The organism is Caballeronia sp. SEWSISQ10-4 2, assembly GCF_030464885.1.
GTDB lineage: Bacteria > Pseudomonadota > Gammaproteobacteria > Burkholderiales > Burkholderiaceae > Caballeronia.
Map to the genome: position 1 here is coordinate 1 of NZ_JALPRJ010000026.1, position 22,334 is coordinate 22,334.

Sequence of the window (22,334 nt, forward strand, 5' to 3'; positions counted from 1 at the left end):
GTGATAAAAAATACATCTAACTCACGCAGACCGCTAAGGCCGAAAGCACCAACCCAGCACCAACTCAAGCCCACTCGCCCCGGCAGCCCCTAAAAACCCCGTCCACCGGCGCGAGCGAAACCCCACCTCACAAACCCCAAGTGCGAACGCCCCGCCTCAGGCGCATGATTTGCTCCATTCGCTCGGACAGTCAAAGGAGAAACCATGACCAACCACGTCTACAAGCAAATCGAACTCACCGGGTCGTCGACCCAATCAAGCGATGATGCAATTCGCGTCGCGCTCGAAAAAGCATCGAAGACGCTCCGCAACCTGCACTGGTTCGAAGTCATCGGCACCCGCGGCCAAGTAGAAAACGGCAAGGTCGCCCACTGGCAAGTCACGCTTAAAGTTGGACTGCGAATCGACGATTAAGATTAATTTCGACGCAGACAACAAAGGCCGCGCTTCATCGAAGCGCGGCCTTTTCTTATGCCTCATGCTATTTCTTATGACGTAAATGTTGACAAGCAACAGGTAAGTTTTGCGAACCGCGAACCGCGAGTCGCCTCGCGGCTTTGCAAAAAGCACCATCCGCCGATTACTTCGGCAGCGCTCCATCCACGCCTTCCACGTACCAGTTGATACGCTGCAATTCAGGATCGGTCAGATTCTGGCCAGCCGCGATCTTGACCGCACCCGACTGATCCTTGACCGGCCCCATGAACACGTCCCACTTGCCGCTCTGCAGCTGTTCACGCTTCGCCTCGACAGCCTGCATCGCCTTGGCCGGCACCACCGCCGTATTCATGTCCTCGATATCCACCGCCTTCTGCGGCATCCCCAGCCAGACCGGATCGGTCTTGACCTTGCCGTCCAGGAGTTGCTGGACCATCGTGTTGTAATACACGCCCCAGTGCGACACCACCGAACCCAAATGCGCGCTCGGACCGAACTTCTTCATGTTCGAATCCCAGCCGAATGCGTAGACCTTCTTCTCGGCAGCCGTCGCCAGCGTCGCGTTCGAATCCGTGTTCTGCAGCAGCACATCGGCGCCCTGCCCGATCAGCGTCTCCGCGGCCTGCTTTTCCTTACCCGGATCGAACCAGCTATTGATCCAGATCACTTTCGTATGGATCTTCGGATTCACCGAACGCGCGCCCATCGTGTACGCGTTGATGTTGCGGATCACTTCGGGAATGGGCACCGAGGCCACGAAACCCAGCGTGTTTGTCTTGGTGACGTAACCCGCCGCGACGCCAGCCAGATACGCGCCCTGGTACATGCGGTTATCGTAGACGCCGAAGTTCTTGGCCTTCTTGTAGCCCGTCGCGGTCAGGAACGTAATGTCCGGATAGTCGCGCGCCACCTTCAGCTGAAAGTCCTGGTAACCAAAACTCGTCCCGACGATAACCTTGTTGCCCTTCGCGGCCAGATCCCGGAATACGCGCTCCGAGTCCGCCGATTCCGGCACGTTTTCAACGCGCGTGATCTTGATCTTGCTGCCGTACTTGGCCTCTACTTCCTTCGTGCCGGCGTCGTGGGCGAAGGTCCAGCCTGCATCGCCGGGATTGGCGAGGTAGACGAACGCAATGCCCGGTGCATCGGCGGCCTGCGCGGGACCGGCGACCATCGTGGCGGATAACGCGAGCATCGTGCCCACGGCTCCAACCGCGCCCAAGGTGTTCAGCCAGCTTTTTTTCATCGTGATTCTCCTGTCGATGGTTCGATGTTGTTTATGAAAATCGTGGTGCAATCTCATCGGCTAAAATCGGGCCGTGAACAGCCGGCCATTCGTCCCCGGTCTACCTCGTCCAGCAGCGACATTCACGGTTCGAGCCGGAGCCAATCCCCCGGCATCAACTAGCCGCAAAAAACGGCTTCCCGAGCGATGCCGGCGCATTCAGCTTGATCGTGTTTGGATTGCGCGAGATCAGCACCAGCACGACGATCGTCGCAATGTACGGCAGCATGGCGAGGAACTGCGTCGGGATAGGCACGCCGATGGCCTGCGCGTAGAACTGCAGCGCCATCACCGCGCCGAACAGCAATGCCCCGATCAGCAGCCGCCCCGGCCGCCACGTCGCGAATACGACCAGTGCCAGCGCGATCCAGCCGCGCCCGGACGTCAGCTGTTCCTGCCACAAATGCAGGTAGACGATCGAGTAATAACCACCCGCGATCCCCGCCATGCCGCCACCGAAAAGCGTCGCGCCATAACGCACGCCGACTACCGGAAAACCCACGGAATGCGCGACCGAAGGCGACTCGCCCACCGAGCGCAATACCAGCCCCGCGCGAGTTCTATACAAAAACCAGCCGATAACGCCGAACATGATGAACGCGAGATAACCGAGTGGCGTCAGCGTGAAAAACGCCGGACCGATTACGGGAATGGAGGAGAGGCCGGGAATCGGCAGCACATCGATAGTCGCGCGCACCGCCGCCGACGTATAAGGCTTGCCGATATAGGCCGAGAATCCAATGCCGAAAATGGTCAGCGACAAGCCGGTCGCGACCTGGTTCGCCAACATCGTGATGGTGAGGAACGCGAACACGAGCGACATCAGCACGCCCGCGACGATCGCGCCAACAATGCCGAGCCATGGATTGCCGGTGATCGCGGTCACCGCGTAACCGGTCACGGCGCCCATCAGCATCATGCCTTCCACGCCGAGGTTCAATACTCCCGACTTCTCCGCGACAAGCTCGCCAGCACCGGCGAACATCAACGGAATGGCTGCCACAACGGCGCTGGAGGAAAGCGAACTGGCCTGATTGATGTCCATGGTTTTATCTACGAATGTGCGTGCGCCGCGACCCGGCGCCGCACGCGATAGTTGACGAACAGGTCCGCGCCCAGAAGGCAAAACAGCAGCAATCCCTGGAACACCCCGGCGAGCGCCTGCGGCAATTGCAGCGACGTCTGCACTGCTTCGCCGCCGAGATAAAGCAACGCCATCAAGAGGCTCGCGAGGACGATGCCGACCGGATGCAGCCGTCCGACAAACACTACGATGATTGCCGTGAAGCCGTACCCCGGCGACCAGCTCGCCTGCAATTGTCCGATCGGACCGGCCACTTCGCCCATGCCGGCCAATCCGGCGAGACCGCCGCTCAGAAGCAGCGAGGTCCAGATGGCCTTTTTATCGGAGAAACCGGCGTAGCGCGCGGCCAGCGGCGCCAAACCACCCACGTTCATCCGATACCCCGCGAAACTCTTGCGCATGAACAGCCACACGAGCGGGATCGCTACCACGGTCAGGAATACGGACGCATTGATCCGCGTGCCCTTCAGCCACGCCCAGCCCCAGTCGCTATAGAGCCGCGGAAACTGCGCCGAATCGCCGAACATCGCGGAAATCGGGAAATTCATGCCCTCAGGATCGCGCCACGGACCGCTCACCAGATAGATCAGCAACTGCGTCGCGACGTAGGTGAGCATCAGGCTCGTGAGGATTTCGTTGGTGTTGAAGCGGCTCTTGAGCAGCGCGGGAATCGCCGCCCACACCATGCCGCCGATCACGCCGCCAATCATCATCAACGGGAGGACCCACCAGCCGGTGGCGTCTCCAACATGAATCGCTATGCCGCCCGCCACGATCCCGCCAAGCAGCATCTGCCCTTCCGCGCCGATGTTCCACACGTTCGCCCGATACCCGACCGCAAGCCCAAGCGCAATCAGACACAGCGGCGACGCCTTCAGCACGAGTTCAGACCAGCCATTCACGTTCGACAACGGTTCGATAAAAAACCCGTGCATCGCGCGCAGCGGATCCTGGCCCACCAGCGTAAAAATCAGAAAGCCAATCATCAGCGTCAGCACCGCGGCGACCAGCGGCACGGCAATCTGCATGGCGCGCGACGGCGTCGGCCGCGCTTCGAGTCGATAAGGAAAATTCATTGTGTCGGAGCCGTGGTGTCGAGGGCGACGGTGTCGGCGCGGTTGCCATCGAAGAGACCGGCCATGAAAAGGCCGATTTCTTCTGCGTTTGTCAGGCCGGTCTCGCGAACCGGGGAAAGCTTGCCGCGTGCGAGGACGGCGAGGCGGTCGCAGATATCGAAGAGTTCTTCCAGCTCCTCCGATATCACGAGGATTGCTACGCCGCGTGCAGCCAGATCCAGCAGTTGCTGACGGATGAAACCCGCTGCGCCGACATCGACGCCCCAGGTCGGTTGCGCGACGACGAGCACCTTCGGCTCCTGCAGGATCTCGCGTCCCACGATGAACTTCTGCAAGTTACCGCCGGACAAGCTTTGCGCAAGCGCGCCGTTGCCGCCGCAGCGTACGTCGAAGGCGCTGATGCAGTGGTCAGCGAACGCGCGCATGGATTTCGTGCTGATCCAGCCGCCGCGCACCATGTGTTCGCGATGCCCGGTCAGCAGCGCGTTCTCTGCCAGCGACATAGCCGGCACCGCGCCGCGCCCGAGTCGTTCCTCGGGCACGAAGGCGAAGCCGAGCGAGCGCCGTCCGCCCGCGCTGTAGCGTGCCGCCGGCTGGCCGACGATGCTGATGGCATCGGCGGGAATGTGTTTATCGCGGATCTCGCCTGAGAGCGCGGCCAGCAATTCGGCCTGCCCATTCCCCGATACCCCCGCGATGCCGAAAATTTCCCCCGCATGCACCGAGAACGAGACGTTCTCCAGCGACGTACCGAACGGATCGGCGCTCGCGACAGACAGGTTCTTCACCGCGAGTTTCACATCGCCTGGCGTGTGTTCGCGGCGCGTGTAATCGGGCAACGAATGACCGACCATCAGTTGTGCGAGCGATGCATGCGTTTCCTTGCGCGGATCGACGCGGCCCGTCACGCGGCCGCCGCGCATGACCGTCGCGGTCTGGCAGAGCGCCTGGATTTCGTCGAGTTTGTGGCTGATGTACAGAATGCTGCAGCCCTCCGACGCCAGCCGTCTCAACACCGTAAAGAGCTTTTTAACCGCTTGCGGCGTGAGCACGGACGTCGGTTCATCCATGATCAACAGGCGCGGGTTCTGCAGCAGGCAGCGCACGATCTCCACGCGCTGGCGTTCACCCACCGCGAGACTATGCACGTGGCGTTGCGGATCGACATCGAGCCCGTAATCCGCCGATACGTCACGAATCCGCTTGCCTAGCGTCTTCAGGTCGAATTTATCGTCGAGAGCGAGGGCGATGTTTTCGCCCACCGTCAGCGTCTCGAACAGCGAAAAGTGCTGGAACACCATGCCGATGCCAAGCTTTCTCGCCGCCGCCGGACTGCCGATCTCGACCAGCTCGCCCTCCCAGCGAATCTCGCCTTCGTCTGGACGCACCGCGCCGTAGATGATCTTCATCAGCGTCGACTTGCCCGCGCCGTTCTCGCCGAGCACCGCGTGGATTTCACCCGGTTCGACGATGAGCGTCACGTCGTCGTTGGCCTTGACGGCGGGATATTGCTTGCTGATGCCGTGGAGCGCGAGGCGCGATGTAAGCGCACCGCCCGGCTGAATGGATGAGGAAATGGCGTCGCCCATGAAGACTCAGAAAGTGCGGAAATTGCGCAAAACCGGAATGACCGGCATGGCAGCAACGGAAACAAGCAGTCTGCGAGCAAAAGATACCCAAAATGGTGCGGGTCGTCGATTGCTCAAAATTGTGCGCGCAATTAGCAACAGCACGGTGTTGCGTCCGATGCAACGAATGTGCTTGCGGGTATGCCCAGCTTGACGTAGACAATGTGTCATATTAAAAATGATATGTTTTGTACCTTGGTCGATCAGCCTGACCGTATATTGGAGAGAAGATGAGTCAGCAACGCGAAGCGATCGACACTTATCTGTTACGCGTCCTTCACACCCTCTTGATGGAGCGCAGCGTCACGCGCGCGGCCGTCAAGCTCAATCAATCGCAACCGGCGATCAGCGCGGCGCTCAGGCGTCTGCGCGACATCACCGGCGATCCGCTGCTCGTGCGCGGCAAAGCGGGCATGGTGCCGACCGAATACGGCCTGCGCCTGCTCGAGCCCACGCAAAACGCGCTGCGCGAAATTGAGCGCATCAAGGTTCAGCAGCACAACTTCGAACCGTCCACGTCCGTGCGCTGTTATCGCATCGGCTGCCCGGACTATCTGAACGTGCTGTTCGTACCGACCGTTGTGGAGCGCTTTCGTATTGCCGCGCCTAACGCCACGCTCGAATTCCATTCACTCGGTCCCGCTTTTGACTACGAACTCGCGCTGGAGGAAGGCAAGCTCGATATCGTGGTGGGCAACTGGCCCGAGCCGCCGGAACAACTGCATTTGTCGAATCTTTTCGTCGACAAGATTGTCTGTCTCGTCAGTTCCAATCATCCGTTCGCCCGCCGCGGCGCGCTCACGCTCGATCAATATCTCAACGCGCCGCACCTCGCGCCTACGCCGTATTCCGTCGGCCAGCGCGGCGCGATCGATGTGCATCTGGCCCGCGAGCGCCTTAAACGCCATGTGGTCGTCACGCTGCCCTACTTCAATCTCGCGCCGTACGTGCTGATCAAGTCGGATCTCGTGTTCACCACCACGCGTCTCTTCGCCGATCACTATGCCAAGTTCTTGCCGTTGACCGTCGTGCCCGCACCGCTCGATTTTCCGCCGATGCAGTACTACCAACTGTGGCACGAGCGCTGCCATTACTCAGACGAAGTGCGGTGGCTGCGCCACCTCGTCGCCGATGCCACGCGCTCGCTGATCGAAGCGCCCTAGCCTTAGCAATAGCCTTGCTTAGCTGGCCATCGATATAAGCTGGCCCGCCAGCCGGTTATGACGTTCGACGATCGGTCCAAGATCGACGGTCGTCAACTGGCCGTGGCGTACGACCACGCGCCCGTCGATGACGCTCGTCGATACTTGCGACGGCGCGCAGAACACCAGCGCCGCGACGGGATCGTGCAGCGCGCCCGCGAAGCTGTGCTGGCTCAGATCGAAGGAAACGAAATCCGCCGCCATGCCCGGTGCCAACGCGCCGATATCGTCGCGACCCAGCACCTTTGCGCCGCCCAGCGTAGCGATTTCCAGCGCTTCGCGCGCGCTCATGGCATCGGGCCCGAAGCCCACGCGCTGTAGCAGCAACGCTTGCCGCACTTCGGCGACCATCTGCGCGCCATCGTTCGATGCCGATCCGTCGACGCCTATACCGACCGGCACGCCGGCATCGCGCATCGCCCGGATTGGCGCGATACCCGACGCCAGCCGCATGTTCGAACACGGACAATGCGCGACGCCCGTGCCCGTGCGCCCGAACAACTCGATACCCGCACGGTCCAGCTGCACACAATGCGCGTGCCACACATCCGGCCCCACCCAGCCGAGATCTTCCGCATACTCAGCCGGCGACATGCCGAACTTCTCGCGGCTATACGTGACATCGTTCACGTTCTCGGCCAGGTGCGTATGCATCGATACCCCGTATTCCCGCGCCAGCGCCGCCGAGTCGCGCATCAACTCGCGGCTGACCGAGAACGGCGAGCACGGCGCCACGACCACGCGCAGCATCGCGTAACGGCCTTCATCGTTATACGTTTCGATCAGGCGCTGTGTGTCCTTCAGGATCGCGTCTTCTTTCTCTACCACCGAATCGGGCGGCAAACCGCCGTCCTTTTGCCCGACGCTCATGCTGCCGCGCGCCGCGTGAAAACGCATACCGATCTGCTGCGCCGACACGATGCTGTCATCCAGGCGCGCGCCGTTCGGATAAATGTAGAGATGATCGCTCGACGTCGTGCAGCCCGAGAGCAGCAGTTCCGCCATGGCGGTGAGCGTTGATACCTCGATCATCTCGGGCGTCAGGTTCGCCCAGATTTTGTACAGGCTGGTGAGCCAGCCAAACAACTCGGCGTTCTGCGCGGCCGGCACGGCGCGCGTGAGGCTCTGGTACATGTGGTGATGCGTGTTGACCAGACCGGGAATCACCAAGTGACCTGAGAGGTCGAGCACTTCATCCGCGTGCTGCGGCAAGTCGCTTGTCGGTCCCACGGACACGATGCGATTACCTTCAATAAACAAACCACCGTCGCAAATCTCGCGCCGTGTCTCGTCCATGGTCACGAGCACTTGCGCGTTCTTGACCAGTAAGGTCCGGGCTTTCTGTTGCATGTCGATCTCCGATCTTCCACTGTTTTACCGAGGGCGCAAAAGCACCGCTTTGATTCGCGCCTATTACCCGGTTACCCAGCGTCGATCGCCGTCTTCGGGATGCCCAGCCAGCCGAGCTGTGCAAGGCGTTACTGTCCCTAGCCAAAAAGCCCGTGACAATGCGAACACTGCCATAGTTGTCTTCACAGACTCGATATGATCGCGAATTTTGGCTCGCGTAGCATCGGCGGGAAGCGATGAAAAAGGGCTCGAACGTAGGTGACTTTGCGGCAGTTCGCGCGGCCTGCGCTCATGTGCTGCAGATTATTTTGCTTATCGCGGGCGTTATCGTCACCGCAACTTTTTACAATGCTGTACACGGCGCGCATCCTCTCACGCCGACGGGTATGTAGCCACGCTTGTGGAGCCTCGATCCGCCGCTGAATGCCAGAACACAGACGGTTCGATGCGCAGCCGCTCCTCGCACACTATAAGGACAACGCGAATGGGCAAGCTAACAACCCACGTACTCGATACCGCGCACGGCCGCCCCGGCGCCGGCATCAAGGTCGAACTTTTCGTGCTCACCGGCGACGTCCGGCGCGCGCTTCTCACCACGCACACGAACGCCGACGGCCGTTGCGACGCCCCGTTGCTACAGGACGACGCGTTCGTCACAGGCGAATACGAACTGGTGTTTCATGCCGGCGATTACTTTGCAGCCAGTGGCGTGACGTTGCCTCAACCGCGCTTTGTGGATCGGGTGGTGTTGCGCTTTGGCATCGCCGACGCGACGTCGCACTATCACGTGCCCCTGCTAGTCTCGCCTTGGGCTTACAGCACGTATCGCGGCAGCTGAGGTTTTTCCTGGCGCCAGGTCAATTTGGCCGACGCTTTTTCATTCGGCGTCCGTCCGATGTGTGGATAACAGAATTCGTAGTGGAGACGTTTCATGCAAGGTTTTATTGTCGACTGGCTGAATCTGGCGTTGCGCTGGTTGCATGTGGTGGTGGCGATCGCGTGGATTGGGGAGTCGTTCTATTTCGTGGCGCTCGACAACAGCCTGAAGCCGCCGAAAGATCCGGCTGCGACCAAGCGCGGCGTGTTTGGCGAGTTGTGGCATGTGCATGGCGGCGGTTTTTACAACATGCAGAAGTACACGGTTGCGCCGCCGAACATGCCCGACGACCTGCACTGGTCGAAGTGGCCGTCGTACACCACGTGGATGTCGGGCTTTGGCCTGTTCATGGTGTTGTATCTGTTCTCGCCGAGCACGTATCTCATCGATAAGAACGTGCTCGATATGGGGCCTGTGGTTGCCGTTTCAGCGGCGCTTGGGTTCTTGCTCGCGGGCTGGATCGTGTATGACTCGCTGTGCCGCTTGCTGGGCAATCGCGACGGTTTGCTAGGAATCGGCGTGGGCGCTTACGTGATCATTGCTGCGTGGCTCGCATGTCACGTGTTTGCCGGTCGCGCCGCTTATCTGATTACTGGCGCGACCTTGGCCACGATCATGTCAGCGAATGTGTTTTTCGTGATCATTCCCGGCCAGCGCAAGATGGTCGAGGCCATGCTCAAGGGCGAAGTGCCCAATGCCATTTACGGCAAGCGCGGCAAGCAGCGTTCAGTGCACAACACGTATTTCACGTTGCCGGTGGTGTTCGTGATGTTGTCGAATCACTACGCCATGACGTATACGCATCCGTATAACTGGGCTGTGTTGCTGGTCATCATGCTGGCGGGTGCGTTGATCCGACAGTTCTTTGTGATGCGGCATCGTGGGCAGGTGTTGTGGTATTTGCCGGTGATCGGCGTGTTGCTGATGTTTGGCGCGTTTGCGTGGACCATGCCGAAGGGGCGGCCGACCGTGGCGCCGGTGGCGGGTGCGCCGGCGGTTCGTATCGCCGATATTGCGTCTGTGTTGCAGCAACGGTGCGCGACCTGTCATGCGGCGCATCCTACGATGATGGGCGCGGCTCCCGCGGGGGTTTTGCTTGATACGCCGGAGTCGATTTCGCTGAACGCACAGCGGGTTTATCAGCAGGCTGTGGTGTTGAAGGCGATGCCGCTGGGGAATGTCACCCAGATGACCGATGGTGAGCGGCAGAAAATTGCCGCGTGGTTTCAGGGTGGTGCTTTGAAATAGGCGTCAAGCGATAAATTGCGCCAATGCAGCCCGATTTGCTGAATGCATTGGCGGTGCTTTTCATTTGCTCATCTAATGCTTCGGCCGTCATAGGCGCACAACTTAGAGACAGGAACCGGCAGGCACTAGCCGGTTTCTTCCTTTCAAGAAGCAGGTTGCGCTTCGGGAAAATGCCAGTTTCCGTTCAACGCCTCGGTCTGAGGACGATACAGCCGAACCATGTAATTCCACCCTGGCGTGATCGGCAAGCAGTTGACTGTGTTTGCATCGCAACCGCCGAACTGGATCTTGATGGAACCGTCAGCGTCCTTCTTCGCGGTACCGTTGTTGAGCAAGTAGGCGCCGCACTTGTTCGGCTCGTAGTAGCCTTTGGCGTCGTAGACACTCCACGGACCAGAAGCCGTCGGCGGGCACGTCAGCGGCCCGAAGTGTGTAGATGGTTTTTCCGTCGTTCCTGGCTGGCGTGAAGTTGAGATAGCTTGCATCCTTGTCCGGATTGCCTCCCCACGCAGCCGCCGCGCCAATCAGACGTCGCACCGGATCGACCTCGTCCTTCCTGCCAAACGCGCCTTTGAAGGCTGGCATTGTCGACGCGAGGATCAATAGGGCATCACGCACCTTCTGTTGGCTAACCGCGTCCCACTTGGGAATGTCGAGATTACCCGGCGCTTCCTGGCTGACCTTGATGCGGTCCTGTAAGACGTGAACTTGCTTGATATCGTCAGGGCTGCTCGGGTCCACGAGCGTACGAATTGCGACAACCAGGTATCGCGTGCCGACGTTCTCCCGCGTCAAGGTATGAGTGCCCGCGCCATAGAACACGTTCGGAACGTAGTGATCCTCACTGATGACCTACATCGCCATGTAGCGTTTTCCCGGGTCGGGCATCGTGATTGTCACCGGTCCGGGGTCGAGGTCGAAGACACCGGACGAATAGAGCGTGTCACGATTCAGGCGCATCACGGTCTGATGCTCGATCGATGCAGGCTCCCGTCGATGCAAAAGCTTGCCCAGTCCTCCTTGTTTGGCCAATGCGACCACATACTTGTCGGATTCAGCGCGAACGAAGTTGTCGACGGTGACAGGAACGGTGGCGCCGCTGGGCGGCGCAGTTGCGGTTTGAGAATGGGCGGTGCCGAAGACGGCGATGGCCGCGCCCATGCTACAGGTGAGAAACAGTGCTTTCTTCGCGAATCGTTCCTTCCGGTTATGAGATCGGGGCCACCGGCGGCTCATTGCTGAGTTCCGCCAGGACGGCTCTTTACCCGACCGATATCAGAAACGTTAGTGGAGTGCAATTAATGCGATGCGGCGAATGGCACCGCTATTTTCAGCAGGCCAACCCCGACCGGGGCAAAAGTGGAAAGTACCTGTTCGTTACGCCGGACTCAAGGCGAACCGCCCGCGTCCGGCTACCGCATCTCCGTTGACATCACGGAAAGTGCGAGGAACCCTCGTCCATTAACCATACCGACTCATCGAGCTGGACCTCGTTAAGGTTGGCCCCCTCCCCACCCCGATCCACCACAATAAAATCGCTCACTTCGTCAAGTGCAATCAACGGGTGATGCCAGACGCCCTTGGCATAATTCACCCCTTGCCATCCGCGAGTAACGAAGCCGCGAATAGCAGATTCATCAAGCTCACCAGCGGGAGCCACAACGACAAGATACGGCCGATCGTTGAGCGGCAAAAACGCCTGACTTCCTAACGGATGCCGCTCGAGCATCGACACTTCAAACGGCAGCACCCTCGGCTGCCCGCGAAACAGATTCACGATCGGCCGGCCGCCTTTATCCTCCACATCGACTCGGGCAAGATCGTGAAACCGAATCGTCGTGCCGAGGTTGATCGGGATCTGCTTCGCGCCCTCAAGCTCGATTACGTCGCCAAACGGCTCGAACGCCGCCCGGGTCAGCGGTTCAATCGCCAACTTTTTCATCGCAAAGCCTGTCTCAAACCAGCGTGCCAAACAGCCGCAACCGCGATACGCCGCCGTCCGGGTAAATGTTGAACCGCACATGCGTGACGGGACCCAACGCAGCCAACTCAGACTCGAACACATGCTGCTTGTCCATCTGCAACTTCTGCTCGCCAAGCAACACCGGCCAGAACATCGCTTGAGTCACAAGCGAGCTGTCCGTGCCACCCTTCACATACGCAGCCTGCAACGAACACCGGTCAGGATAGTTACCCTTGAAATGCGCGGTATCCACTTCGATCTTCTTGATCACGCCCGGCTGAGCAAGCGCCACGATGCACCAGTCATTGCCCGGCTCACGGCGACGCCGCGTCTCCCAGCCATCCCCCATGTTCGCGCCGCGCCCGGGCATCAGCAAGGTCGAAGCCGGTCCGAAATGCTGGTTGTTCGCACCAACGATGTACGCGCCATTTTCCATGGCGGCGAGATCAAACAGCTCGCTGCGGCTCGCGCTGCTCCAGTCAAGCTGCGGCTGTCCATACACGCGCAATCTCGCGATGCCCCCATCCGGGTAAATGTTCACGCGCAGATGCGTAAACGCCTGCTCGCGAGCGATGTCGACGTAATGATGCGTGTTCCCCTGCAACGTCATGGACGGCACGACCTCGGTCCATTCGGTCGCCTGCGTCGGCGCACCGTCCACCACGTGCGCACCCTCTATGGACGCGGCCGGCGGGAAGTTGCCGGTGAAGTGGCTCGTGTCAATGTCGATGCCCTTGATCACACCCGGCCGCGCCAGTTTCACCACGCACCAGTCGAAGCCGCTCACGCGCTTGCGACGCGTTTCCCAGCCATCCATCCACTTGCCGTTATCGTCGTATTTGCCCACGATAAACACCGCCGGCTCGGGATTCAGCATGCGCTCTTTCGGCGCGAAAAATTCGTCGCTGGCTTCGAGCGCCTGCGCGCCAAGCCGCGGGTCCGCGAGGTTCACATAACGGTGCGTGAATTCTGGCGCGTTGGCATCGAGTGTCGGTAGGGCCATGATGTTTCCTTATAAGGTTTTGAAGTGGGTGCGTGGCTTTCAGGCCGTCAACAAATCGTCGAGCCTGAAGCGCGCTATCCGGTAAATTTGCTGCAGGCTTTCGCGCAACTCGATCTCGCGGCCGTGGTGCAAGCGCGCCTCAAAGTTCGCGATGATGCCGTGGCGATCGAACCCGCGCACAGCCAGGATGAAGGGGAAGCCGAACTTCTCGCGATACGCGGCGTTAAGCGCCTGCAACCTGTCGAACTCTTCTTGCGTGCACAGATCGAGGCCGGCGCCGCTTTGCTCGCGCGTGGATTCATCGGTGAGTTCACCGCGCACCGCAGCCTTGCCGGCGAGCTCCGGGTGAGCGTTGATCAATGCAAGTTGCCGCGTGTCGCTTGCATTATTCACGGCGGCCGTCATGGTCTCGTAAAGCGCATCAATATTCGCAAACGGTCTCTTTGACACCGCCTCTTCCGCCACCCATCGCGAGTGCTCGAAGATACCGGCAAGAGCGCCAACAAACGCGTCCACATTTAAAGTATTGAGTTGATCCAGGGTCATTCGTACAGTGGTCATCACGCGCTCGCTCCAGCCGTGCCTTCGTACGGATGATGCTCGCGCCAGTGACGCGCGATATCCACACGCCGCGTTACCCACACGCGATCGTATTGCTCGATGTGGTCGAGGAAACGTTGCAGCGCGCGGAAGCGTCCTGGACGCCCCAGCAACCGGCAATGCATGCCGATGGACAACATCTTCGGCGCTTCGCTGCCCTCTTCGTAGAGCACATCGAACGCGTCGCGCAGGTACGTGAAAAATTGCTCCGCCGTGTTGAAACCTTGCGGCGTGGCAAAACGCATGTCGTTGGTGTCGAGCGTATAAGGCACGATCAGTTGCGGCATCTTCGCGCCACCGCTCACCTCCACGTCCATCCAGAACGGCAGGTCGTCGCCGTAATAATCCGAGTCGTACAAAAAACCGCCGTGCTCCGCCACCAGGCGGTGCGTGTTCGGGCTGTCACGCCCGGTGTACCAGCCGAGCGGCCGCACACCCGTCACGCGCTCGATGGCCTCCATACCAAGCCGCATGTGCTCCGCTTCTTTCTCCGGCGACATGTCCTGATAGTGAATCCACCGATACCCGTGGCACGCAATCTCATGCCCCAGTTCGACGAATGCACGACCGAGATCCGGATGACGCTCGATCGCCATGCCGACGCCGAACACGGTCAGCGGCAAGCCGCGCTTTTCGAACTCGCGAAGGATGCGCCAGACGCCGGCGCGCGAGCCGTATTCGTAGATGGATTCCATGCTCATGTGACGCGACGGATACGCCGCCGCGCCCACGATTTCCGACAGGAACTGCTCCGATGCCGGATCGCCATGAAGTACGCAGTTCTCCCCGCCTTCCTCGTAATTCAGGACGAATTGCACGGCAATGCGTGCGTCGCCGGGCCAGTTTGGCTGCACGGGATACCGGCCGTAGCCGATCAGGTCGCGTGGGTACTTCGATTCATTCGACATGGCTGGATGAGTGCGTAGAAGTCGATGGGGCCGCACGCGGTCAAGGACCCGCGCGACGATGGGTCAGTTTAGCGAAAACACATCGCCGCGCCCATATTCATACGCAGATATTGCCTGTCAGGCGGGATGTATGGTCCCGCCGTTTTATGTGGGTTTACCTGGGCTAAAGGGCGCTAACGCGCCGTCGTATTGCTTCGCTAGGGGGCGCGCATAGTCGCCGCGTTTCGACGTTCGCAGTTTTAGCGCAATCAACGCCTCCGCCCATTTCACCGCCGTTGTCACGCCTTCTATGACCGGTGCACCGATCGCATCCTCGATCTCGCGGCAGAACTCGGCCATGCCCGCGCAGCCCAGGACGATGGACTCCGCATCGTCTTCCGCCAACGCACGGCGACACTCATCGATGATGATCGAACGCGCCTTCGAGCCGGGGATATCCAGGTCCAGAACCGCTACGTCGGTTGCGCGAACGTTCTTGCAGAAACGCTTCATGCCGTAACGCTCCGCCAGATGCCACGACATCGTGCAGGTACGTTTCAAGGTCGTCACTACGCTGAAGCTCGGTGCTATGACGCTTGCTGCATGCATCGCAGCCTCAGCTATGCCTATGACCGGACCTTTCGATAACTCTCTCGCCGCGTACAGCGCCGGGTCGCCGAAGCAGGCTATGACGTAACCGTCCATGCCCTCTTTCTCGCCCTTTTCTATCTCCTGCAGCAAGGCTAGTGAGGCAAGCGCTTCGTCGTAGTAACCCTCGATGGACGGCGGCCCCATCGACGCGCTTACCGAGATTATTTCTGTTCCTGTTGATGCTACTTCCCTCGCGCAACGGTCCATCGCCAACGTCATGCGTTCAGTTGTGTTCGGGTTAATCAGCTTGATGCGCATTTGGTTTGCCCTTTAGTTCTTGCCAGCGCTATTTGATTCGGATTGCGTAGCGCTTTCCTACACTGTGCCTAGCCAACCGTGGCCATCGCTTCCTTGGGTTCACGGACGCGATGGCTGCCTGATCCTGTCCTCATGCAAAGTTAGACACCGATTTCTTGTCCGCGATGATCCTGTAGAACAAAGCGCCCAACCCTGCTCCGATAAACCACGAGAAGTTGCCCGCGCCCTCCAGCGAAGGAACCATCACGCATGCTACTGCAATGGCCGCCGCCGGCAACAATGCTGCCACCGCACGCCAATTCACACCGTTGCTATACCAGTAGCGACCCGACTCCGACGTCGTGTACAACTCTTCCACCTTGAACTTGCCACGCTTCATCAGGTAGAAGTCCACGATCAGCACGCCATACAACGGACCAATGAAACTACCGAGCACATCGAGCGTGTAGTGGATCACTGCAGGGTTGTTGAAGAGGTTCCACGGGGTGATGAAGATCGATGCCACCGCGGCCATCATGCCGCCCATCCGCCAACTGATCAGACGCGGCGCGACGTTCGAGAAATCAAACGCCGGCGAAACGAAATTAGCCACGATGTTGATACCGATAGTCGCGATGGTGAAGGTCAACGCGCCCAGGATCACTGCGGTCGGCTGGTCGATACGTCCTACCGTTTCCACAGGGTCTGTGATCAACTGCCCAAAGACCGGCAAGGTCGCCGCCGTCGTGACAACCGTCACCAGCGAGAACGCCAGGAAGTTGACCGGCAAGCCCCAGAAGTTGCCTCGCTTCACGCTCTTGAAACTCCGGCAGTAACGCGAGAAGTCGCCGAAATTCAACATCGGCCCGGAGAAGTACGAGACCACCAGGGAGATCGCCGTGATCATGACCGGCACGACCTCCATGCCGTGGTATTTCACGCCGCCCAGATTCAAGCCGATGTTGCGCCAGCCCGCACGCCACACCATGTAGCCGGCCAGGATGAACATGACCACGTAGACCGCCGGACCCGCGAAGTCGATGAACTTCTTGATCATCTCCATCCCGCGCCAGAACACCACTGCCTGCAATACCCACAGCAACATGAATCCAGCCCAGCCCAGCGCCGATAACCCGACAAAGCCATATTTATGGACATCGGCGTAAGGCAACCATTGCGGCACGAATTTCAGCACCACGATCACCAGCGCACTCGACGCCAGGAACGTCTGGATGCCATACCATGCCACTGCGATCAAACCGCGAATCACTGCGGGAAGGTTCGCACCCAGCACACCAAAGGTCACCCGGCACGCCACGGGATACGGCACGCCTGCCTGCTGGCTCGGCCTTGCTATCAGATTGCACAGCAGGTTCACTATGCCGATTCCTATGAGCAATGAAATCAGCACCTGCCAGCTCGTCAGCCCCAATGCAAACAAGCTCCCCGCGAACACATAACCGCCCACGCTGTGCACATCCGACATCCAGAACGCAAAGATGTTGTAGGCGCTCCACGTCTGATGTTTGAGCGGCGCGAGGTCATCGTTGTAAAGCCGGTCGCTGTATCCGGCCGGATGATCAGGATCCCTACCTGAATCGTCTTCATAAGAAGGTATTGCAGCACTACCCGGGGTCGCACTGAACTGAACCATGACTTCTCCTTGAATGAGCTCGGCAATCAAGCCGCGAATAGTCGACTTCGTATAGCCTTCGTATAGCAATACGCACCGTCGCGTCGTCAACGCGCAGCGCTTTCTTGTCGGTATGGGCTAACCGTCCGGCAGCCGTGGGCAAATCCGCGTCCAGACGCAATTCATCCACTCGGCACGCGCAATAACGCGCATGCGTCCACGGAAAAGGCATGGTGAAAGACCACGCATTCATTGAATGCGGGCTTTGAACTTCATTCGGCTTTCAGATATAGGTATTACGTCGCGCCCTGAGAACGGTCGCGCGGTTTTGCTGCAAGTCAGGCGCTTTTATCGCGCTCACTTAGCTTCGGCTTTGCAAAGACTTCACGCAAATCGACCGCACCACGGGCGGGCCGGTCAAGCATCTTCAGTTCGACTTCCTGCAAGTGGCGCGCCATCAGTTCGGCGGCCTTGGGTGCATCGCCGGCATCGAGCGCGGCCAGGATATGTTCATGATCTTCAAAGCTGCACGAGCTCTTGCCAAGCGATTCGTACAGCGCCGATATCAGCGTGGAGCGAGCCACCAGCCCCGACAAACATTCGCACAACACGGTATTGCCGGTAAGCTGCGCAAGCTCCGTATGGAACTCGCCGGACAGCCGTATCCATGATGGAAAATCGCGGCTCTCATATGCTTTGCGCTCGCGTCCGATCGTGGCGCTGATCGACTTGAGCCGGCGCGTGCCGTGCCCTTTACAGATCCGCTCAACCACTGCCATTTCGATGATCCGCCGCATCTCGAACACTTCGTGCACTTCCTGCACCGAAGGGCTTGCGACGAACGCGCCACGATTCGGTTCAAGGTCGACCAGCCGCTCACTCGCGAGTTGGGCCAACGCCAGTCGCACGGTCCCGCGCTTCACGTCGAATACTTCGCATAACTGTGCTTCTGTCAGCTTCGCGCCGGGAGCGAGACGGTGCTCGAGAATAGCGTCGCGAATATTCGCCGCAATCGATTCCGCCGTCGCCGCTGCAACCGACGCCGCAGTGCCAATGACGCTCACCTTCGATAAGTCTTTCAGTTTCGCTTCGGACATGGTCGTGTTCGCTCTATGTGATACATCTTATGACGGACATAAAAACTGTCAACAATTTCGGAGAACTTTTTTTGTTTTGAGAATGAATTTCGTCAGGTCAATTCCTTAAGTCCCTTCGTAGCAAGGGATACAGTAAATTAATTAAGCAATAAAGGCGAAGATCAAGGTCTATTTTTGTTGACAATCTTATGCACGATATTCGTGCGAGTTTGCTCAGAAGCGGTGCGGTACGCAAAAAAAAAGCGCCCTTCCGGACGCTCGCTTCAATCGCATGACGCGCTGCTACGCCAGGTGCGGATAGTCGGAAAGCTTCATTTCAAAGCCGTGTGAGCGGGCGACAAGATGCGCGGTCGCGCCGAACGGCAGCGTCAGCAAATCGGGCACGTGCCCGAACTTCAATCCCGTCACGACAGGGATCCGGATCACCGACCGGACTTGTTCGAGCATGGTCTCGAACATATAGCCATTGTCGTACTCAGATAGCGTCCCGCCCGTGAATTCGCCAAGCACCAGCACCTGCTGCCGCGCAAGAATTCCCGACTGATGCAACTGATAAATCATGCGTTCAACGCGATACGGATGCTCGTTCACATCTTCAATGAACAGGACCCCGCCCTCCACCGGCGGCATGTACTGCGTGCCGATCAGCGACGCGATAATCGCCAGATTGCCGCCCCACAACATGCCGGTAACATCGATGGACTGGGCCTGCGGAACGTGGCTCGTCACCTTGAACGACGGTTTCGTGATCGCGTTCCAGAAATGCTCCATCGTGAATGCGCTCGGTTCTTCCGCGCCGAAATCGGCGGTGAGCATCGGGCCGCCAAAGCTCTTGATGCCGGCGCGAGCGTACAGCGCGAGCTGGATCGCGGTGAAGTCGCTATGGCCGACAATCGCGATCGGCCGGTCTTGCAAACGGCGTTGCAATCCCTCGTAGTCGAGGCCGTGAAGAATGCGCGTGGCGCCGTAACCGCCACGCACCGCAAGCACGATGTCAGGCAGGCTGCGCGACGGATCGGCAAGCCGGTTGATGTCTGCGGCGCGTTCGCAGTCGGTGCCACCGAAGCGTTCATGACGACGGTGCGCCGCCGACACATTTTCCAACCGGTGCCCCTGCGCACGCAGGCGCTCCGTCGCGCGCTCCACCGCTTCGGAATTAGGATAGCCGGAGGGTGCGACGAGATCGATGCTACGCGGCTGGTGGGTCATGAGCGAATGGAAAGAGGATCGGTAGAGTTGTCAGTTTGTCCGGCGTTGCGAGCATCGCGTGCCGCCCGCACAGCGCGTCGGCGTTCGGCAAAAAAACTGCGCAGCGCGTTCGCGCATTCGTCGCCGAGCACGCCGCCTGTGACGGTCGTGTGGTGGTTGAGATTGCCGATGGCGAATGCATCGACAACACTCCCGCACGCGCCCGTCTTCGGATCGTGCGCGCCGAACACCACGCGGGCAATCCGCGCATGCATGATCGCGCCCGCGCACATGATGCAGGGTTCAAGCGTGACGTAGAGTTCGCAACCCGGCAACCGGTAGTTTTCGAGCACCACCGACCCCGCGCGCAACGCGGCCATTTCGGCATGCGCCGAGGGATCGTGAGCGCCTATCGGATGATTGAAGCCGGTCGCGATAACTTCGTCGCCACGCACCAACACCGCGCCGACCGGCACTTCGCCCAACTCGCGCGCTTGCTCGGCCGCGGCCTGCGCGAGCGCCATGAAACGGCGGTCGCGTTCGGCGGCGGCCGTCAGGGCAAGATCGGTTGCGGGTGTAAGGGTCACTTTTTGGCGGCCTGATCGTGCGTCTCGGCTTGGGCGTTCCTGTCGTTCTCCGACAGGCGCTCAGACAAACGCTCGGCAATGCGCCGCCGGTATTCCAGCGGCATCACCGTGCTGCCGCCGCGCAACGATTCAAGCGCCATGTCGAGCGCCAGCATCTTGGCTTGCAGCTTGCGGCGGGTCGCCGGATCTTCCGTGCTGCCAGATTCGTTTTGCAGATCGCGCAGCGCCCGCAAATGTTCGACGGCAGGCGGCACAAAGCCGGCATTTTTCATAATGCGGTTGGCAACGCGGACTTCTTCGGGGACCAGGGCGTCGTCGTCGAACTCGAGAGGCTCGCCCGCGCCGGGCAGATTGTCGAACTCACCGCGCGCGGCAGCGGCCGAAATTCGCTGTTCGACCAGGGCATCTAGCAGTTTCATCGGCGTTTTAGGTGCCGGTGACCGGCGTGTCGAACGTTTGTTGAGAAACGTTTCGAGCAGCGGGATCGAGCCGGACTGTCACGTTTTCAGGGTTGCGCTTCGCGGCTTCAATCACCTTCAGTGAGCCGCCGGCTGCGTGGGAAGCCGGGTGAGCGATCCCGGCGCAACGCGCTTCGGGGATGCCAACTTGCCAATTTCACATTCTATCAGGGCGGTTCGTGCCGAACAGAAGCATGCCGCAAGGTGGAAAACCGCGGAGCTAAGCCGGATCGACCGCCTTGCGTCGATAACCTTCCGTCGCAAGCAACAAACTTCGGGTGTATTCGTGCGCCACGTTTTGCTCGCGCACCGCTTCGATGGGAAGCTGCTCCACGATCTCGCCATCACGCATCACCGCGACTCTCTGGCATAAAAATCCGACCACGGCCATGTTGTGACTCACGAGGATCATCGTGAGATTGCGTTCACGATGCAGCCGCCGCAGCAGGTTCAAAATCTCTGCCTGCACGGACACGTCGAGCGCGGACGTCGGTTCGTCGAGCAGCAGCACACGCGGCTCGACAATCAGCGCCCGGGCGATCGCTACGCGCTGGCGCTGCCCGCCCGACAGTTGATGCGCATACCGGAAGCGGAATGCGGGGCCGAGGCCGACTTCGCGCAACGCGTCAAGAATGCGGGCGTCATGGCGATCCATGCCGTTGATGGTGAGCGGCTCCCGCAGCGTCTGGTCGACGGTAAAGCGCGGATACAGAGACCCGTACGGGTCCTGGAACACCATCTGCACTTCGCGCCTGAACGCGCGCTCGATGTGTTTGCCAAGCGTATGGCGGCCGATCCGCATCGAGCCGTTGGCGATCGGCAGAAGTCCGGTCAGCGCACGAAGGACCGTCGATTTACCCGAACCCGATTCGCCGACGAGTCCAAACACTTCGCCTTCATCGACATGAAAGGTAGCCGAGCGAACCGCATCGGCGAAACCGGTTTTCGTTTTAAAGCGTACCTGTACCTCGTTTGCTTCGATCATGGCGCGACCTCGCTGAACCATGCGGGATCGCGTTGCAGCACCGGCAGTTCGTCCGGTGGATTGCGCAATGGCGGGCTCGCGGCCAGCAAACCACGCGTATACGGATGCTGCGCGTGGGCCAGATCGCGCGCCGCGCAGGTCTCGACCACACGCCCGCCGACCATCACCAACACGCGGTCGCAGAACGACATCACCAGCGGCAAATCGTGGCTGATGAAGATCAATCCCGTATTGTGCTTCGCGATCATTTCGTCGAGCACCGACAACACCTGCATGGAGACGAGCACATCGAGCGCGCTGGTCGGTTCGTCGGCGATCAGCAACTTGGGGCCCGACGACACCATCATCGCGATCATCACGCGCTGGCCCATGCCACCGGACAATTCGTGCGGATAGGCATCGGCGACGCGCTGCGGATCGCGGATATGCACCGCGTCCAGTGCGGCCACGATGCGTTCGCGCATCGCGTTCGCATTCAGCTTCGGCGACTGCCGCGCGAACGCTTCGCGCATCTGCTGCGCAACTGTCATCACCGGGTTCAGCGAATACTTCGGGTCCTGAAGGATCATGCTCATATGCGTGCCGCAAAGACGCCGCCGCTCCTTCGGGCGCATGGCGAGCAGATTGTGGTTATCGATGTTCATGGCATCGGCCGACCAGCGCGCCGACGACGGCAACAGCCCCAGCAATGCCCGTCCGGTCAGCGATTTGCCCGACCCCGATTCGCCGACAATGCCTAGCCTCTCGCCCCTCGCGACCGTCAGAGATATACCGCGTACCGCTTCAGTCAGCGTACCGTCGTGGGCCTCGAAGGCGATGCGCAGGTTATCGATCTCGCAGAGGGTATCGGCTTGCAT

Annotated in this window: 26 protein-coding genes; 6 read left to right on the forward strand and 20 right to left on the reverse strand. The window is 60.0% G+C overall.

Annotated features, from left to right (window positions below):
- Nucleotides 1-204 precede the first annotated feature (204 nt).
- On the forward strand, nt 205-414 hold the full coding sequence (locus tag M0D69_RS18745; protein ID WP_301783449.1) for a dodecin: 210 nt from the start codon (nt 205-207) through the stop codon (nt 412-414).
- A gap of 166 nt (nt 415-580) precedes the next feature.
- On the opposite strand, the gene M0D69_RS18750 is transcribed toward M0D69_RS18745, so the two are convergent.
- The 4 genes from M0D69_RS18750 to M0D69_RS18765 form a co-directional block, all read right to left on the reverse strand.
- Nucleotides 581-1,633 carry a BMP family ABC transporter substrate-binding protein gene (locus tag M0D69_RS18750; RefSeq protein WP_301783537.1) on the reverse strand — a complete coding sequence of 351 codons (1,053 nt, stop codon included), beginning with the start codon at nt 1,631-1,633 and terminating at the stop codon, nt 581-583.
- 205 nt (nt 1,634-1,838) lie between these two features.
- Nucleotides 1,839-2,768, reverse strand: coding sequence for an ABC transporter permease (locus M0D69_RS18755; protein WP_301783450.1), 930 nt, complete (start codon nt 2,766-2,768; stop codon nt 1,839-1,841).
- An 8-nt stretch (nt 2,769-2,776) separates the two neighbouring features.
- Nucleotides 2,777-3,883 carry an ABC transporter permease gene (locus M0D69_RS18760; RefSeq protein ID WP_301783451.1) on the reverse strand — a complete coding sequence of 369 codons (1,107 nt, stop codon included), beginning with the start codon at nt 3,881-3,883 and terminating at the stop codon, nt 2,777-2,779.
- Complete coding sequence (locus M0D69_RS18765) at nt 3,880-5,472, reverse strand: ABC transporter ATP-binding protein (RefSeq protein ID WP_301783452.1); 1,593 nt, start codon at nt 5,470-5,472, stop codon at nt 3,880-3,882. Before M0D69_RS18765 ends, M0D69_RS18760 begins: the two co-directional genes overlap by 4 nt.
- Here M0D69_RS18765 and M0D69_RS18770 point away from each other — a divergent pair.
- Nucleotides 5,471-5,665, forward strand: a complete 195-nt coding sequence (locus M0D69_RS18770) for a hypothetical protein (protein ID WP_301783453.1) — start codon at nt 5,471-5,473, stop codon at nt 5,663-5,665. The genes M0D69_RS18765 and M0D69_RS18770 overlap by 2 nt on opposite strands.
- A 76-nt stretch (nt 5,666-5,741) precedes the next feature.
- Complete coding sequence (locus M0D69_RS18775) at nt 5,742-6,674, forward strand: LysR substrate-binding domain-containing protein (protein WP_047896764.1); 933 nt, start codon at nt 5,742-5,744, stop codon at nt 6,672-6,674.
- Nucleotides 6,675-6,692: 18 nt separating this feature from the next.
- Here the strand turns inward: M0D69_RS18775 and M0D69_RS18780 are convergent, their stop codons facing one another.
- A complete protein-coding gene (locus M0D69_RS18780) occupies nt 6,693-8,063 on the reverse strand; it encodes an 8-oxoguanine deaminase (protein WP_301783454.1) in 1,371 nt (456 codons plus the stop codon).
- A gap of 236 nt (nt 8,064-8,299) precedes the next feature.
- On the opposite strand from M0D69_RS18780, the gene M0D69_RS18785 reads away from it, so the two are divergent.
- From M0D69_RS18785 to M0D69_RS18795, 3 genes are all read left to right on the forward strand, one after another.
- On the forward strand, nt 8,300-8,455 hold the full coding sequence (locus M0D69_RS18785) for a hypothetical protein (protein ID WP_301783455.1): 156 nt from the start codon (nt 8,300-8,302) through the stop codon (nt 8,453-8,455).
- 92 nt (nt 8,456-8,547) lie between these two features.
- Complete coding sequence (gene uraH, locus M0D69_RS18790) at nt 8,548-8,901, forward strand: hydroxyisourate hydrolase (protein WP_301783456.1); 354 nt, start codon at nt 8,548-8,550, stop codon at nt 8,899-8,901.
- Between the two features lie 93 nt (nt 8,902-8,994).
- A complete protein-coding gene (locus M0D69_RS18795) occupies nt 8,995-10,188 on the forward strand; it encodes a urate hydroxylase PuuD (RefSeq protein WP_301783457.1) in 1,194 nt (397 codons plus the stop codon).
- Between the two features lie 143 nt (nt 10,189-10,331).
- Here the strand turns inward: M0D69_RS18795 and M0D69_RS43800 are convergent, their stop codons facing one another.
- The 15 genes from M0D69_RS43800 to M0D69_RS18860 all read right to left on the reverse strand — a co-directional run bounded on the left by M0D69_RS43800 (nt 10,332) and on the right by M0D69_RS18860 (nt 22,334).
- Complete coding sequence (locus M0D69_RS43800; RefSeq protein WP_367619733.1) at nt 10,332-10,607, reverse strand: DUF1214 domain-containing protein; 276 nt, start codon at nt 10,605-10,607, stop codon at nt 10,332-10,334.
- Nucleotides 10,489-11,010 carry a hypothetical protein gene (locus tag M0D69_RS43805; RefSeq protein WP_367619734.1) on the reverse strand — a complete coding sequence of 174 codons (522 nt, stop codon included), beginning with the start codon at nt 11,008-11,010 and terminating at the stop codon, nt 10,489-10,491. The genes M0D69_RS43800 and M0D69_RS43805 overlap by 119 nt, the downstream gene beginning before the upstream one ends.
- A gap of 30 nt (nt 11,011-11,040) precedes the next feature.
- The gene (locus tag M0D69_RS43810; protein WP_367619729.1) at nt 11,041-11,349 is read right to left on the reverse strand and encodes a DUF1254 domain-containing protein; all 309 of its coding nucleotides are present in this window, start codon (nt 11,347-11,349) and stop codon (nt 11,041-11,043) included.
- A gap of 271 nt (nt 11,350-11,620) precedes the next feature.
- Nucleotides 11,621-12,130 (reverse strand): ureidoglycolate lyase, encoded by a 510-nt coding sequence (locus M0D69_RS18805; protein WP_301783538.1) that lies wholly within the window; start codon nt 12,128-12,130, stop codon nt 11,621-11,623.
- Between the two features lie 13 nt (nt 12,131-12,143).
- Entirely contained in the window at nt 12,144-13,154 is a 1,011-nt protein-coding gene (gene alc / locus M0D69_RS18810) for an allantoicase (protein WP_301783458.1), read from the reverse strand.
- A 39-nt stretch (nt 13,155-13,193) separates the two neighbouring features.
- Nucleotides 13,194-13,715, reverse strand: a complete 522-nt coding sequence (gene uraD / locus M0D69_RS18815) for a 2-oxo-4-hydroxy-4-carboxy-5-ureidoimidazoline decarboxylase (protein WP_301783459.1) — start codon at nt 13,713-13,715, stop codon at nt 13,194-13,196.
- Nucleotides 13,715-14,662, reverse strand: coding sequence for an allantoinase PuuE (puuE, locus tag M0D69_RS18820; protein ID WP_301783460.1), 948 nt, complete (start codon nt 14,660-14,662; stop codon nt 13,715-13,717). The genes uraD and puuE overlap by 1 nt, the downstream gene beginning before the upstream one ends.
- A gap of 144 nt (nt 14,663-14,806) precedes the next feature.
- A complete protein-coding gene (locus tag M0D69_RS18825) occupies nt 14,807-15,550 on the reverse strand; it encodes an aspartate/glutamate racemase family protein (protein ID WP_301783461.1) in 744 nt (247 codons plus the stop codon).
- A 130-nt stretch (nt 15,551-15,680) separates the two neighbouring features.
- Entirely contained in the window at nt 15,681-17,183 is a 1,503-nt protein-coding gene (locus M0D69_RS18830) for an NCS1 family nucleobase:cation symporter-1 (protein ID WP_301783462.1), read from the reverse strand.
- Nucleotides 17,184-17,500: 317 nt separating this feature from the next.
- The gene (locus M0D69_RS18835) at nt 17,501-18,259 is read right to left on the reverse strand and encodes a GntR family transcriptional regulator (protein ID WP_301783463.1); all 759 of its coding nucleotides are present in this window, start codon (nt 18,257-18,259) and stop codon (nt 17,501-17,503) included.
- Nucleotides 18,260-18,541: 282 nt separating this feature from the next.
- Nucleotides 18,542-19,468 (reverse strand): muramoyltetrapeptide carboxypeptidase, encoded by a 927-nt coding sequence (gene ldcA, locus M0D69_RS18840; RefSeq protein ID WP_301783464.1) that lies wholly within the window; start codon nt 19,466-19,468, stop codon nt 18,542-18,544.
- On the reverse strand, nt 19,465-20,034 hold the full coding sequence (tadA, locus tag M0D69_RS18845; protein WP_301783465.1) for a tRNA adenosine(34) deaminase TadA: 570 nt from the start codon (nt 20,032-20,034) through the stop codon (nt 19,465-19,467). The genes ldcA and tadA overlap by 4 nt, the downstream gene beginning before the upstream one ends.
- Complete coding sequence (locus M0D69_RS18850; protein WP_301783466.1) at nt 20,031-20,453, reverse strand: DnaJ family domain-containing protein; 423 nt, start codon at nt 20,451-20,453, stop codon at nt 20,031-20,033. The genes tadA and M0D69_RS18850 overlap by 4 nt, the downstream gene beginning before the upstream one ends.
- Nucleotides 20,454-20,712: 259 nt before the next feature.
- A complete protein-coding gene (locus M0D69_RS18855; RefSeq protein WP_301783467.1) occupies nt 20,713-21,477 on the reverse strand; it encodes an ABC transporter ATP-binding protein in 765 nt (254 codons plus the stop codon).
- The gene (locus tag M0D69_RS18860; protein WP_301783468.1) at nt 21,474-22,334 is read right to left on the reverse strand and encodes an ABC transporter ATP-binding protein; all 861 of its coding nucleotides are present in this window, start codon (nt 22,332-22,334) and stop codon (nt 21,474-21,476) included. The genes M0D69_RS18855 and M0D69_RS18860 overlap by 4 nt, the downstream gene beginning before the upstream one ends.

Bases quoted from the DNA above. Each gene is read 5' to 3' on its own strand.
- M0D69_RS18775 (WP_047896764.1), top strand. From the start codon at position 5,742: ATGAGTCAGCAACGCGAAGCGATCGACACTTATCTGTTACGCGTCCTT.
- ldcA (WP_301783464.1), bottom strand. From the start codon at position 19,468: ATGACCCACCAGCCGCGTAGCATCGATCTCGTCGCACCCTCCGGCTAT.
- alc (WP_301783458.1), bottom strand. From the start codon at position 13,154: ATGGCCCTACCGACACTCGATGCCAACGCGCCAGAATTCACGCACCGT.
- M0D69_RS18780 (WP_301783454.1), bottom strand. From the start codon at position 8,063: ATGCAACAGAAAGCCCGGACCTTACTGGTCAAGAACGCGCAAGTGCTC.
- uraH (WP_301783456.1), top strand. From the start codon at position 8,548: ATGGGCAAGCTAACAACCCACGTACTCGATACCGCGCACGGCCGCCCC.
- M0D69_RS18830 (WP_301783462.1), bottom strand. From the start codon at position 17,183: ATGGTTCAGTTCAGTGCGACCCCGGGTAGTGCTGCAATACCTTCTTAT.
- M0D69_RS18785 (WP_301783455.1), top strand. From the start codon at position 8,300: ATGAAAAAGGGCTCGAACGTAGGTGACTTTGCGGCAGTTCGCGCGGCC.
- M0D69_RS18825 (WP_301783461.1), bottom strand. From the start codon at position 15,550: ATGCGCATCAAGCTGATTAACCCGAACACAACTGAACGCATGACGTTG.
- M0D69_RS18835 (WP_301783463.1), bottom strand. From the start codon at position 18,259: ATGTCCGAAGCGAAACTGAAAGACTTATCGAAGGTGAGCGTCATTGGC.
- M0D69_RS43810 (WP_367619729.1), bottom strand. From the start codon at position 11,349: ATGGGCGCGGCCATCGCCGTCTTCGGCACCGCCCATTCTCAAACCGCA.
- M0D69_RS18745 (WP_301783449.1), top strand. From the start codon at position 205: ATGACCAACCACGTCTACAAGCAAATCGAACTCACCGGGTCGTCGACC.
- M0D69_RS18755 (WP_301783450.1), bottom strand. From the start codon at position 2,768: ATGGACATCAATCAGGCCAGTTCGCTTTCCTCCAGCGCCGTTGTGGCA.
- M0D69_RS18855 (WP_301783467.1), bottom strand. From the start codon at position 21,477: ATGATCGAAGCAAACGAGGTACAGGTACGCTTTAAAACGAAAACCGGT.
- M0D69_RS18860 (WP_301783468.1), bottom strand. From the start codon at position 22,334: ATGCAAGCCGATACCCTCTGCGAGATCGATAACCTGCGCATCGCCTTC.
- M0D69_RS18805 (WP_301783538.1), bottom strand. From the start codon at position 12,130: ATGAAAAAGTTGGCGATTGAACCGCTGACCCGGGCGGCGTTCGAGCCG.
- M0D69_RS18750 (WP_301783537.1), bottom strand. From the start codon at position 1,633: ATGCTCGCGTTATCCGCCACGATGGTCGCCGGTCCCGCGCAGGCCGCC.
- M0D69_RS18795 (WP_301783457.1), top strand. From the start codon at position 8,995: ATGCAAGGTTTTATTGTCGACTGGCTGAATCTGGCGTTGCGCTGGTTG.
- M0D69_RS18850 (WP_301783466.1), bottom strand. From the start codon at position 20,453: ATGAAACTGCTAGATGCCCTGGTCGAACAGCGAATTTCGGCCGCTGCC.
- M0D69_RS18760 (WP_301783451.1), bottom strand. From the start codon at position 3,883: ATGAATTTTCCTTATCGACTCGAAGCGCGGCCGACGCCGTCGCGCGCC.
- M0D69_RS18770 (WP_301783453.1), top strand. From the start codon at position 5,471: ATGAAGACTCAGAAAGTGCGGAAATTGCGCAAAACCGGAATGACCGGC.
- M0D69_RS18765 (WP_301783452.1), bottom strand. From the start codon at position 5,472: ATGGGCGACGCCATTTCCTCATCCATTCAGCCGGGCGGTGCGCTTACA.
- puuE (WP_301783460.1), bottom strand. From the start codon at position 14,662: ATGTCGAATGAATCGAAGTACCCACGCGACCTGATCGGCTACGGCCGG.
- uraD (WP_301783459.1), bottom strand. From the start codon at position 13,715: ATGACCACTGTACGAATGACCCTGGATCAACTCAATACTTTAAATGTG.